Here is a 12,316-nt window from a genome sequence, read left to right on the forward strand (position 1 = left end):
ACACGCACCGGCGGCCGTCCACGGTTCATCGGGGCTCCGCACACGGATCGGCCGCATTTTCTCGCGGTGCTCGGTTCCACCGCGAATGAACCACCGCGGCGGTCCGCGCCGTGTTCTCGGTAGAGGATGCGACACCCTCCACGCCGTCGCACCTCCCGTGCACACAGGGCGGATGTGCGGTACCAGGAGGTGTTCGCGCCTTGTTGTGAGCCGGAGTTCGCGCCTTCCGCGCTGCGGAAACCCCTGAAAAGCGCCACAGTTGACCGAGAATTCCGCGCCTATTCGGCGATGTCCATGCGCCGGCACCCTGGAGGGGCCCGATGTTTCTTTTCAGGCGATTACTGGTGCCTGATGGAACCACGTGGGAAACCGACGAGATCATCACTCGCGTGCGTTCCGAGGCGCATTCCCTGGCCCGTCGGGGAATCGGGCCGGGGTCGCGGGTGATGCTGTCCGGTCCGAATTCGCCGGAATGGGTCGTGGCATTGCTGGCCCTGGCCCACCTGGACGCCTCGGTGGTGCTGTGCGACCACCGCGCCACGGCGGCGCACCGCGCCTCGGTCCGGGAACGCGCCCGGGTCGTGCTGGAGATCGAGGGTGCGTCGGCGCCGCCCGGGGCCGTCCCGGGGCCACGCGGCCGGCACGAGCAGGTGCCGGATCTCACGGCCTGGTCACGCAGGACGGACGCGGTCATCTCGTGGTCCTCGGGCACCACCGGGGCGCCGAAGGGCATCGTGCGCTCGGGACGGTCGATCCTGGACAACCTCACCCTCAGCGCCGAGCGGATGGGCTACCGCGCCGACGACGTTCTGCTGCCGGTCCTGCCCTACTCCCATCAGTACGGCCTGTCCCTGGTGCTGTGCTGGTGGCTGGGCGGCGGCACGCTGGTGGTCTACGGGCCGACGACGCGCCTGGACCGCGCGCTGGAGGCCGGCGCGGCCCACGGGCTCTCGATCGTCGACGCCACCCCGCCGACCTATCACAGCCTGCTCAACCTGTTCGGCAGCCGGCCGGCGCTGCGGGGCGCGCTGAGCGGGGTCCGCGCGTGGTGTGTCGGGGGCGCCCCGCTCGGGCAGTCGCTGGCCGCCCGCTTCGCGGCCGACACCGGCCGGCCCCTGCTGGACGGCTACGGGGCGACCGAGGTCGGCAACATCGCCCTCGCCCCGCCGTCCGACCCCGTCCGATGCGGGACCCCGCTGCCCGGCGTGATCGTCGAGGTCCATGACGAGGCCGGCCGGCCACTGCCGCCCGGCCGGCTCGGCGAACTGGTGGTGCGCAGCGCGGGCCTGATGACCGGTCACCTCGGCCCGGACGGCGAGATCGTCCCCGTGCCCGGCCCCGTGCACCACACCGGTGACATCGGCCTGATCGACGACGAGGGGCGGGTGGTCCCGATCGGCCGCAAACGCGCGGTGCACCGCGACGGCCACACGCTCTACCCCGACCATCTCGCCGAGCTGGCCGAGGCTGCCGGGGCCCCGACCCAGGTCGTCGCGCTGGAGGACGAACGCCGTGGCGTCCGCCTGGTCTTCGTGGTGGCCGACGCGCAGGGTCGCCAACGCGCGTACTGGAAGCGGGCGTTCCGCGCGGTGCTCGCCCGCTACGAGCAGCCCGACGACGTCCTCGTGGTCCGTGACTTCCCCCTGAACAGCACCGGAAAGCCCGACCCCGCCGCACTGGAGTCCCTTGCCATGACATTACCGTCCACATCCGCCGGCCAACCCGGTGGCGACACCTCCGCGTCCCGCCCCGCCGGGGAGCACATCCCCTTCCCGGAGCGCCTGGAGGCGCTGCGCGCGGTCCGCCGCTGGGCGCACGACAACGAGGACGCCGTGCTGGAGATCCTCACCGAGGTCTCGCCGCACCGCACTGCCGTCGCGGAGTTGCAGTCGTTCCTGGCCACCCTCGACGGGGCCGAGGAGGAGATCCGCCACTTCCGGCCCGGCCGGGTGCCCCGCGCCGCGGTGTTCATGCCGTCGAACATCCCGCTGTACGCCTACGCGCTCTATCTGCTGGTGGCGTCGCTCTACACCGACACCGTCACCTTCCGGCCGTCCGCACAGATCGCGAACCAGGCGCGGCGGCTGCACGCTCTGCTCGCCCCGGTGCACGGCCTGCCGATCGAGCTGTCGGACCTGTCCCAGCGCAAGTTCGTCACCGGGCCGGTCCGTGAGGCCGATCTCATCGTGTTCACCGGCAGCTACGCCAACGCCGAGACGGTGCGCGAGGAGCTGACCGCGGACCAGCTGTTCCTGTTCTTCGGCCAGGGCCTCAACCCGTTCGTCGTCGCGCCCGACGCCGACTTCGAGCACGCCGTGCACGACCTCGCGGCCATCCGGCTCTACAACTCCGGGCAGGACTGCTACGGCCCCGACGTCGTCTTCGTACCGCAGGAACGCTCGCGCGAGTTCATCGACCTGCTCTCGGCGAAGCTCTCCTCGCTGCGCTACGGAGCCAACTCCGACCCCGACTGCGACTACGGGCCGATGTACTACGACGCGGCCCTCAGCCAGTGCTCGGAGTACCTCCTGCGGTACGCGGACCACATCCGGCACGGCGGCGGAATCGACCTTCGGACACGGCGGGTCGAACCGACCGTTCTGGCATGGGACTTCGACGACAAGATGCCCCTCGACGAGATGTTCGCGCCGGTGTTCAACATCGTCGCCTATCCCGACGGGGAGCGGCTGCGCGAGCGGCTGTCGAGCCCGTACGTCGGCGAGCGCGCGCTGGGCGCCATGGTGTACGGAAACGACCCGGAGACGGTCGAGGTGCTCTCCAGGCGGCACCGCGTCTGTGTCGACCAGACGCTGCTGGACGCCGAGAACGGCAACAGGCCGTTCGGAGGGCTCGGAATGATGGCGAACTACCTCTCCGTCGGCGGGCGGCGGCGCTCCGAGCCGCTGCTGATGTCCAAGTCGGCGGCCGAGTACCTGCCCTCCGTCGGTCCGGTCACGGCGGGCCGGTCGTGACCGGGGACGGGGCGCGTTACGACGGCGCCTGGCCGGCCGTCGTCGACCTGCTCGTACGGTCCGGCGTGGACACCTGCTTCGGGCTGCCGGGCGACGACATGGAGTTGCTGCGCGCGCTCGACGCCGCGGGCGTGGACGTCGTGCCGTGCCGCGACCAGCGCAACGCGGTGTACATGGCGGCCGGTTACGCGCTCCAGTCCGGCCGGCCCGGAGTGTGCGCGCTGGGCAAGGGCCCGGCGGTCACGCACGCCGCGACCGGGCTGCTGGAGGCGCGCGAGTCCGGGGCACCGGTCCTGCTGCTCGCCGCGGGCACCCCGGAGCGCGGCCGGGGCAGCGGCGGATTCCAGGAGCTGGACCAGGTCGCCGCGGTGGCGCCACTGGTCCGGTGGGCCCACCGGGTGGCCCATCCCGACCGCGTCGTGCCCGCCGCCGCGAAGGCGCTCGCCCTGACCTCCGGGCCGCCGCCGGGCCCGGTCTACCTGGAGATCGCCGACGACGTCCGCACGGCGGAGATCGTGCGGACGGGCCCGTGGCCGCGCATGCCCGAGCCGTTGGAGGACGAGTCCTTCCCTCTCACCGGCGGCCCGACGACGGCGGCGGTCCTCGCGAGCCGCCGCCCGGTGGTCCTGGTCGGGGGCGGGATGCGCCACCTCAACGCGGACGGGGCGATCGAGGGTTTCGCCGGACGCCTGGACGCGGCCCTGTTCACCACCGCGTCCGGCCGGGGCACCGTCGACGAGCGCCATCCGCTGTTCTGCGGGGTGGCCGGTCTCTACGCCTCGGCGCCCGCCCGTGAACTGTTCGCCGGCTGCGACCTGGTGATCTCCCTGGCCGGCCGGCTGGAGGAGACCGTCACCGAGGGCGGGACGCCCTGGCCGCCGGTGCCCGTCCTCCAGGTCAACATCGACCCGGCCGGCCTGTCCGCCGAGTTCCCGGGCCCGCGCGTGCTCGGCGACGCGCGGCGCGCCGTGCTCGCCTGGTCGCGGGCGCTGAGCGACGCCCACGCGGAAGGGCTCCGGGGGCACACCGAGCCGTGGGCGCGCGAGATCGCCGTCGCCCGCAAGGCCATGGCCGCCGAGGCCGACGACGAGCGCGCCCGGGCGGCGGAGCTGCCGGGGGTACGCATCGCCGAACTGCTGGCCGCGCTGGACGCCACGTCGAGCGAACCCCGGGTGCTGGTTGCCGAGAACGGCCTGCAGGACATGTGGTCCTACTGCTACCCCTTCCACTCCGGCGGCGGCTCGATCGTGCCCTCCGAGCAGACCCCGCTGGGCTTCGGCGCGGCCGCGGCGATCGGGGTCAGGCGCGCCGCCCCGCACCACGAGGTGACGGCGTTCATCGGGGACGGCGCCTTCGTCGCGGCGCGCGGTGACATCGCGGCGACGGCCGGCTCCCACGGCGGCGTCCTCTACGTGGTGCTGTGCAACGGCGGTTACGGATGGCTGGACGCCCAGCGCGCCCGCCTGGGCCTCGACGGCGAACGCTACGCCTTCGCCCGGCCCGGCACGCCGCCGCCCGCGTTCGACGAGGCGGGCATCCACCACCGGGTGCTGCGCGACAAGGAGGCGCTGACCGACGAACTGCGCACCGCGCGGGAGGTCTGCGCGCAGGGCGGCACGGCCGTCCTCATGGTGCCGGTCGATCCCGACGACATCCCCCCGCCCATCCGCGACGCGGAGGTGATCCCGCAGTGAGCGACACGCCACGCAAGGTCGTCGTCACCGGCTACGGCGCGGTGACCCCGCTGGGCCACACCGCCGGCGCCACCTGGGACGCGATGCTCGCCGGCCGCAGCGGCATCGACACCCTGGAGGGCATCGACCTCACCGGACTGGGGGTGCGCATCGGTGGTCAGGTCCGCGGCTTCGACGCGGCCCGCCACATGCCCTCGCCGGTCCGGCGGCGCACCGACCCCTACGCCCAGTACGCCCTGGCGGCGGCGCTGGAGGCGAGCGAGCACGCCAAGCTCGTCGTCGACGAGGAGCTGGCCCCGCGGGTCGCCGTCGTCATCGGCAGCGGCTACGGCCCGGTCGCCTCCTTCGCCCGTTCCGTGAACACCCTGCGCGACAAGGGCGCGGCGGCGATCAGCCCGTTCACCCCGATCACCACCGCCATCGACGGTGCCGTCGGCGAGATCAGCATGCGTCTGGGCGCGCAGGGCCCCAGCCGGGCCCAGAGCACGGCGTGCGCCAGCGGCTCGGACGCGGTGGGCGCCGCGCTGCGGATGATCCGCGCCGGGGACGCCGACACGGTCGTGGCCGGCGGCGCCGACGCCTGCGTCACCAGGATCGACCTCGCCGGCAGCGGCAACGCCCGCGCCCTCTCGACGCGCAACGACGACCCGGCCGCGGCCTGCCGTCCGTTCGACGCCGACCGCGACGGGTTCGTCATGAGCGAGGGCGCCGCGGTCCTCGTGCTGGAGGCGGCCGAGACCGCCGCCGCCCGGGGCGCGACGGTCCTCGCCGAACTCATCGGCTACGGGGCGAGTTCCGACGCCCACCACTGGACCGCGCCGCACCCGCAGGGCCGGGGCGCGCGCGTGGCGGTCGAGGCCGCGCTGCGCGACGCCGGGGTGGCGCCGGGCGAGGTGGACTACGTCAACGCCCACGGCACCGGGACCGTGCTGAACGACGCCGTCGAGACGGCGGTCCTGCGCGAAGTGCTCGGCGAGCGGGTCACCCGCATCCCGGTCAGCTCCACCAAGTCGATGACCGGGCACATGATCGGGGCGGCCGGGGCGGTGGAGCTGGTCACCGCGATCCAGGTCCTGCGCACCGGGACCGTGCCCCCCACGGTGAACTGCCACCGTCCGATCGACCCGCGGATCAACTTCGTGCCGCACGAGGCGCAGACCCACGCCGGCATGCGGGTGGCCCTCAGCAACTCCTTCGGCTTCGGCGGGCACAACGCGGCCCTCGTCGTCCGTACGGATCCCGGCGCGCGGTGACATCGGCGCACGGGGCGACCCGTCCGTGACCGCAATGCGCATCAGGCAACTCAGGAAAGGACACAGCAGGTGGCGACGAACGAGGAAATCCTGGCCGATCTCCGCGAAATCATCGAGGAGATCGCCGATGTGGTGGCGGCTGACGTGACCTTGGAGAAGTCCTTCGTGGACGACCTGGACATCGACTCGCTGTCGTTGCTGGAGATCGTGGTCCAGGCCGAGGACAAGTTCGGGGTCAAGATCCCGGACGACGAGATGGCCGGCACGGTCGATGACGCGGTCCGCTACATCGCGGCCCACCAGAGCTGACGTCAGGGGGTGCGGGAGGTCCGGCCGGTAACCCGGCCGGACCTCCGGCCGCCGTACTTTCTCCCCTCCCGCCCCGCCCTCAGGAGACAGCACACCATGACCAGTACCTCGCCCCCCACCGACCGTCTCGCCCCGTGGTCCTTCGCGGAGTTCGTCGACGCGAACGGCCACGAGATGGTCACCCGGCCGCCGGTGATCGACGGCGTCGTCGGGCCCACGATCGTCCGCGACGGCCGCGAGCTGGTGAACTTCGCGAGCATCAACTTCCTCGACCTGGAGCAGCGTCTCTCGCTGACCCGCGAGTTCACCGACGCGGCCCACACCTACGGCCTGACCACCGGCGGCTCCCGGATGACCCAGGGGGTCTGCCGCCCGCACCAGGTGCTGGAGGAGTCCATCGCCCGCCAGACCGGCAAGGAGCGGGCCCTCACCTTCGCGACCGGGCTGCTGGCCAACATCGGCTTCGTGCATGCCATGAGCCACTCCGCCCGGTTCGACGACGCGCTCCAGGTGCACAACCGCGACACCGTCTTCGTCCTCGACCGGGACTCCCACTGGAGCCTGTGGAAAGCCGTCGAGGGCCTTGAGTACGGGCGCTCCGTCCACGCGTTCCGGCACAACGACGTCGCCGACCTGGCCCGCGTCCTGGGCCGCGTACGGTCGCGGAAGGTCGTGGTGATCATCGAGAGCGTCTACTCGGCCGACGGATCGATGGCACCGGTCATCGACCTGCTCGACGAGTGCGACCGGCACGGCGCGATCAGCATGGTCGACGACGCGAACGGCTTCATGCTGTACGGGCCCTCCCACCGGCCGTTCGCCGCGGAGTACGCGGCGATCCGGGAGCGGGCCGACTTCGTCATGGTCTCGCTGTCCAAGGCCGTCGGTCTGGAAGGCGGCGCCCTGGCCGGCCCGGCCCACGCCATCGACGCCTTCGAAGTGCTCTCCGGCACCTCGATGTTCACCGCGGCCATGCAGCCACCCACCGCCCACGTCGCGGGGCGCACCATCGAGGCGCTGGCGAACGACCCGTCGATCGTCGACGACTACCTGGCACGGGCCGACCGGCTGCGCGCCGGCATGCACGAGATGGGCATGCCGACCACCCCGGCCGCCTCCTACATGCTCTCGGTGCCGATCGGCGACGACGACGCCGCGATGACGATGCGGGAGTGGTTCGTCAAGGACGGCTATCTCGTGCCGGTCTTCTGCTACCCGGCGGTCCCCCGCAATCAGGCGCTGCTGCGCCTGATCCCGCACGCCGGCCACACCGAGGAGCAGGTCGACGGCTTCCTGCACACCCTCGCGAGCTACCGCCGCCGCCTGGGCCTGTGACGTCCACGGAACGGGACCGCGCAGCGCGTGACGCCGTCGGGGGCCTCGGGGGCGCCGCGCCACCGGTGGGCGCGCCCGGGGGCCGTCACCATGGTGGCCGCGTGAACGGGGCCGGCCCTCCCCGGGCGTTCACGACCGCGGAACTGCCCGATCACGTGGGCCGTGTGCTGGGCACCAGCGCGGACCACCGGATCGACCAGGAGCGGGTGGACGCGTTCGCCCGGGTCACCGGGGACGACCAGTGGATCCACGTCGACCCCGGGCGGGCCCGTGCCGCCGGGGGCACGATCGTCCACGGACATCTGCTGCTGTCGCTGATCCCGGTCATGTCCACGGAGGCGTTCACCGTCACCGACGCGGTCCGCACGGTGAACCACCGTCTCGACGGCGTGCGGTTCCGCGCACCCGTCCCCACTGGCGAGGGGGTCCGCGGCCGCTTCCGGCTCACCGGCGCGCGGCCCCGGGTCCGCGACTGGTACGAGCTCGTCCTCGGGGTCGAGATCGAGCTGCTCGACGGGCCGGTGGTGTGCCGGGCCGTCCAGACCTATCTGTGCGCGCTGCGCACCTGACCGCTCCCCGGGCGGGGAGTCAGGAGGACTTCATGGAATCGTCGGACGCCCCGGTGGCCCTGGTCACCGGCGGAACCAGCGGGATCGGTCTGGCCACGGCCCGTGTGCTGAGCGAGCACGGGCACCGCGTCGCGGTGTGCGGGCGCGACCAGCGGCGCCTGGACCACGCGGCCCGTGAACTCCCCGGCGTGCGTGCCGTCCGCGCGGACCTGTCCACGTGGGAGGCGGCCGCGGCGGCGGTGGCCGAGGTGGTGTCCGCGTTCGGGCGGCTCGACGTACTGGTGACCGCGCACGGTGGGGTCGGCGAGCCCGGCCCCGTGGCGGAGTTGCCGGCCGCCGCGTGGGATCACGTACTGGGCACGAACCTGATCGGACCGATCGCGACGACCGTCGCCGCGGTCCCCGCGCTGCGGCGGACCCGGGGGGCCGTGGTGCACGTGGGGTCCATCAGCGCGATCCAGGCGACGCCCCAGACGGCGCCCTACGGAGTGTCGAAGGCGGGTCTGGTCGCGTTCACCAAGCACGCGGCGGCCGATCTCGCCGAGTTCGGCATCCGGGTCAACGCGGTGCTGCCGGGGTGGGTCAGGACCCCGCCGGCCATCGCGTACTTCGAGCAGATCGGCCGGCCCGAGGGCCCCAGGGACGGCAACTTCCTGGGCCGGGTCGCCGAGCCCGCCGAGATCGCTGAGGTGATCGCGTTCCTGGCCTCGCGGAAGGCCAGCTTCATCACCGGGGAGGCCGTCGTCGCCGACGGCGGTGAGTGGATCAAGATGTCCGACCCCGAGTGAGCGCGCCCCGTCCACCCCGCGCTCCCCGAACGGCGGTCAGGTCAGCCATGTACACCATGCGCACGACAATCCAGGGAGGATCGGATGAAGAATTCCGAGATCCGTACGCTGCTCGGACTGCACCACACCTTCCTGCTGAGCACATTCTGCTCCGAACGGCATCCGATGGCGCACGGGGAGCTGATGCTGAGCGATCTCATCGCGGACCCCTACTACAACTTCTTCTGTCCCGACGCCGATTTCGCGTGGTCCGCCCTCGGTTCCCCCAGCGACGCGTTGCGCGATCGGGATCGGCTGCCTGCCCTGTACACGACACCTCTCTCGCCGGTGGGGAAAGACGGTCCGGCCGGCTTCTCCCCGCACGCGTGCGACTCCTGGATGCTTCGTGAGGCGAGTCCGCGGGACACCGGGATCACACCCGGTATCGAGGTGCGGAGCGTCACCGGGGACACACGGGAAGAATTCCTTTCCGCGTTCTCCTCGGCATACTCCAGCGATGACGCCGTGGATCTGTACGGGCCGCTGGAGGAGAGCCATATCCAGGCGCTACGGCGCAGCTTCGAGATCACCGGGCCGGAGTACGAGAAGTTCTATCTGATCGCCCGGTCCGGCGGCAGGGCCGTCGGTGTCGCCGTTTTGCTGGTGGCCGGCTCACACGCGGGGGTGTACGCGGTCGGCACGGTGGCCGACGCGCGACGCCGGGGCGTGGGCCGTGCGCTGCTGAACGAATGTTCCGGCCTTGCCTTCGACACCGGCGCCGGCTTCCTGTTTCTTCAGGTGGAAGCGGGAACCGCGACGGAGAAGTGGTACGGAAAACTCGGCTACCGGCACGCGTTCCACGGCACCTGTTACGCGTCCGAGGTGCCTCGGTGAAAGTCACCCCAACACGTCGGGGGAATGGAGGAATCGAACGTGGCACGGTCGGTATTGGTGACAGGCGGCAACCGCGGCATCGGTCTGGCGATCGCGCGAAGATTCGCCGAACAGGGGGACAGCGTCGCGGTGACCCACCGCGGCGCGCGTGTACCGGACGGATTGCTGGGCGTCACCTGCGACGTGACCGACTCCGGACAGGTCGACGCGGCGTTCACCGAGATCGAGGAGGCGCACGGTCCGGTCGAGATCCTGGTGTCCAATGCCGGTATCAACGACGACTCCTTGCTGCTGAGGATGAGCGAGGAACAATTCAGCCGCGTCCTGGACGCGAATCTGACCGGATCATTTCGCGTCGCCAAGCGCGCCACCCGCGGCATGCTCCGCGAACGCTGGGGCCGACTGGTCTTCATTTCTTCGGAGGTGGGCCTTTCCGGCGGCGCGGGTCAGGCGAACTACGCGGCGAGCAAGGCCGGCCTGGTCGGCTTCGCCCGGTCACTCGCCCGCGAACTCGGCAGCCGCAACATCACCGCGAACGTGATCAGCCCCGGGTTCGTGACCACGGACATGACCGCGGTCCTGCCGGACGAACGCAAGCGGGACATCCTGAGCCAGGTCCCTCTGGGCCGCGGCGCGGACACCACGGAGATCGCCGCGGCCGCGACGTTCCTCGCCTCCGGGGCGGCGGCCTACATCACCGGCGCGGTGCTGCCGGTCGACGGCGGCCTCGGAATGGGCCACTGAGTCAGCAAAGGGAGAGATCGTGACGGGACTGCTCGACGGCAAACGACTGCTGATCACCGGGGTACTCACGGACGCCTCACTCGCGTTCCACGTCGCGCGCGTCGCGCAGGAGCAGGGTGCCGACGTGGTGCTCACCGGGTTCGGCCGGCTCAGCCTGGTCGAACGGGTCGCCAGGCGGCTGCCCGCGCCGGCTCCGGTGATCGAACTGGATGTCACCAACTCCGAGCACCTGGACGCCTTGTCCGGCAAGGTGTCCGAGCATGTGTCCGGCCTTGACGGGGTGGTGCACTCGATCGGGTTCGCTCCGCCCTCCTGCCTCGGCAACCCCTTCCTGGAGGCACCGTGGGAGGACGTCGCCACCACGGTCCAGGTCTCCGCCTATTCGTTCATGTCGCTGACGCGCGCCGTGCTTCCGCTGCTGAGCGAACGGGCCTCGGTGGTCGGCATGGACTTCGACGCACGCCAGGCCTGGCCCGATTACAACTGGATGGGGGTCGCCAAAGCGGGTCTGGAGTCCGTCACCCGCTACCTCGCCAAGGAACTGGGCCCCCGCGGGATCCGGGTGAACCTGGTCGCCGCGGGCCCGGTCCGGACCATGGCCGCTCGGTCCATCCCCGGATCCGGGGACATCGAGGCGCAGTGGGACTCCCGGGCCCCGCTCGGGTGGAAGGTCGATGACCCCGAACCCGTGGGCAGGTCCGTGTGCACATTGCTGTCCGACTGGCTGCCCGCCACGACGGGGTCCATGGTGTGGGTGGACGGCGGCTTTCACGCCGTCGGCGCGTAGCGCTCCATGAGGCCGGATTCCTCTGCCCGGCAGAGGAATCCGGCCTTCTGGACGGTGTCCCTACGCCGCCATGGGCGACTTCGCCTCGACACGGAAGACCTGCTGGAGCTGTCGTATCGCCTTATGGCATCGGGATTTGACGGTGCCGGGTGGAATGCCCAGCATGGTCGCCACATCATTCACGTGGTGGCCCTGCACATAGACCGCCAGGACAGCGGCACGGTGCTTCGGTGAAAGACACGACAACATGTCGGCGACGACCGTCTCCGATTCGATGGTCTCGAACGCACGGTGACCATCCAGAACGTTGCTGGCGGTGGCCTGCGGCCCCTCCACGTCCAGTTCGGTGGCCAGATTCACCTCGGTCGGCCTGGCCCGCACCCGACGGTGCCGATCGACCACAATGTTCCGGGCCACGGTCCGCAGCCACGGCCTCAGCGACCGCCCGGACTTGAGCACCTCGGGATGCAGCCATAACCGGATGGCCGTCTCCTGGGCCACGTCCTCGGCGGCGTGGATGTCGCCGTCCAGCAGATGCCTGACATAGTGCACGATCTCGGCCCGGTGAATGATCCATTGTTCGGCCGACAACTCGGCGGCCCCTTCCGGATCGGAATCCTGATCCCGCTCGGCGATCTCAGAACCCCTTGGGACATCGCGTGATCTCTTGATGAAAAGGCTGCCGGCCTGGCGGTGAACGTCAGAAGACCTCTGTGCCTGTGCTGGGGGGCGCGTCGCCACGAAGAGCTCCCTTGAGATGTCGCTACCGTCGGATGTCCCTGGCCACTTCTCGGACTTGGCGCAGAAAAGGATTTCTGCGCCAAGCGGAACGAGTGATTCCGTGCGCTGCACATGAGAGGCCCCGGCCGTCGGCGGATTTCACCGTCCCGGACGTCCGGAACATGTCGGGATCTTTGAATGCGGACAAGGCGCTGTCCCGTCGCCCCATGGGTGAATGAGCGACGGTTCGTCACGGCCGGCCGAAGGCATGA

11 protein-coding genes are annotated in these 12,316 nt (G+C 71.2%); 10 read left to right on the forward strand and 1 reads right to left on the reverse strand.

Annotated features, from left to right (window positions below; all coding sequences use genetic code 11):
- The first annotated feature begins 320 nt into the window (after window positions 1-320).
- The 10 genes from H7827_RS12800 to fabI all read left to right on the forward strand — a co-directional run bounded on the left by H7827_RS12800 (window position 321) and on the right by fabI (window position 11,324).
- Window positions 321-2,972 carry an aldehyde dehydrogenase family protein gene (locus H7827_RS12800; protein WP_432745099.1) on the forward strand — a complete coding sequence of 884 codons (2,652 nt, stop codon included), beginning with the start codon at window positions 321-323 and terminating at the stop codon, window positions 2,970-2,972.
- The gene (locus H7827_RS12805; protein WP_432745101.1) at window positions 2,969-4,666 is read left to right on the forward strand and encodes a thiamine pyrophosphate-binding protein; all 1,698 of its coding nucleotides are present in this window, start codon (window positions 2,969-2,971) and stop codon (window positions 4,664-4,666) included. The genes H7827_RS12800 and H7827_RS12805 overlap by 4 nt, the downstream gene beginning before the upstream one ends.
- A complete protein-coding gene (gene fabF, locus H7827_RS12810; protein WP_432745103.1) occupies window positions 4,663-5,919 on the forward strand; it encodes a beta-ketoacyl-ACP synthase II in 1,257 nt (418 codons plus the stop codon). Before H7827_RS12805 ends, fabF begins: the two co-directional genes overlap by 4 nt.
- 69 nt (window positions 5,920-5,988) lie before the next feature.
- The gene (locus H7827_RS12815; protein ID WP_030729854.1) at window positions 5,989-6,228 is read left to right on the forward strand and encodes an acyl carrier protein; all 240 of its coding nucleotides are present in this window, start codon (window positions 5,989-5,991) and stop codon (window positions 6,226-6,228) included.
- A gap of 96 nt (window positions 6,229-6,324) precedes the next feature.
- On the forward strand, window positions 6,325-7,563 hold the full coding sequence (locus H7827_RS12820; RefSeq protein WP_432745106.1) for an aminotransferase class I/II-fold pyridoxal phosphate-dependent enzyme: 1,239 nt from the start codon (window positions 6,325-6,327) through the stop codon (window positions 7,561-7,563).
- Window positions 7,564-7,664: 101 nt separating this feature from the next.
- On the forward strand, window positions 7,665-8,132 hold the full coding sequence (locus tag H7827_RS12825; protein ID WP_262833447.1) for a MaoC/PaaZ C-terminal domain-containing protein: 468 nt from the start codon (window positions 7,665-7,667) through the stop codon (window positions 8,130-8,132).
- Between the two features lie 32 nt (window positions 8,133-8,164).
- Window positions 8,165-8,920: an SDR family NAD(P)-dependent oxidoreductase gene (locus H7827_RS12830; protein ID WP_432745110.1), complete on the forward strand. Its 756-nt coding sequence runs from the start codon at window positions 8,165-8,167 to the stop codon at window positions 8,918-8,920.
- Window positions 8,921-9,004: 84 nt separating this feature from the next.
- Complete coding sequence (locus tag H7827_RS12835) at window positions 9,005-9,793, forward strand: GNAT family N-acetyltransferase (RefSeq protein ID WP_432745112.1); 789 nt, start codon at window positions 9,005-9,007, stop codon at window positions 9,791-9,793.
- Window positions 9,794-9,832: 39 nt separating this feature from the next.
- Complete coding sequence (gene fabG / locus H7827_RS12840) at window positions 9,833-10,537, forward strand: 3-oxoacyl-ACP reductase FabG (protein ID WP_432745114.1); 705 nt, start codon at window positions 9,833-9,835, stop codon at window positions 10,535-10,537.
- A 19-nt stretch (window positions 10,538-10,556) separates the two neighbouring features.
- Window positions 10,557-11,324, forward strand: a complete 768-nt coding sequence (gene fabI, locus H7827_RS12845) for an enoyl-ACP reductase FabI (protein ID WP_432745116.1) — start codon at window positions 10,557-10,559, stop codon at window positions 11,322-11,324.
- Between the two features lie 60 nt (window positions 11,325-11,384).
- On the opposite strand, the gene H7827_RS12850 is transcribed toward fabI, so the two are convergent.
- Window positions 11,385-12,065 (reverse strand): sigma-70 family RNA polymerase sigma factor, encoded by a 681-nt coding sequence (locus H7827_RS12850; RefSeq protein ID WP_432745118.1) that lies wholly within the window; start codon window positions 12,063-12,065, stop codon window positions 11,385-11,387.
- Window positions 12,066-12,316 lie beyond the last annotated feature (251 nt).

Source organism: Streptomyces sp. JH002 (assembly GCF_050916115.1).
GTDB classification, from domain to species: domain Bacteria; phylum Actinomycetota; class Actinomycetes; order Streptomycetales; family Streptomycetaceae; genus Streptomyces; species Streptomyces xiamenensis.

Excerpts from the sequence above, each read along its gene's own strand:
- H7827_RS12830 (WP_432745110.1), top strand. The coding sequence starts at position 8,165 with ATGGAATCGTCGGACGCCCCGGTGGCCCTGGTCACCGGCGGAACCAGC.
- H7827_RS12800 (WP_432745099.1), top strand. The coding sequence starts at position 321 with ATGTTTCTTTTCAGGCGATTACTGGTGCCTGATGGAACCACGTGGGAA.
- H7827_RS12820 (WP_432745106.1), top strand. The coding sequence starts at position 6,325 with ATGACCAGTACCTCGCCCCCCACCGACCGTCTCGCCCCGTGGTCCTTC.
- H7827_RS12835 (WP_432745112.1), top strand. The coding sequence starts at position 9,005 with ATGAAGAATTCCGAGATCCGTACGCTGCTCGGACTGCACCACACCTTC.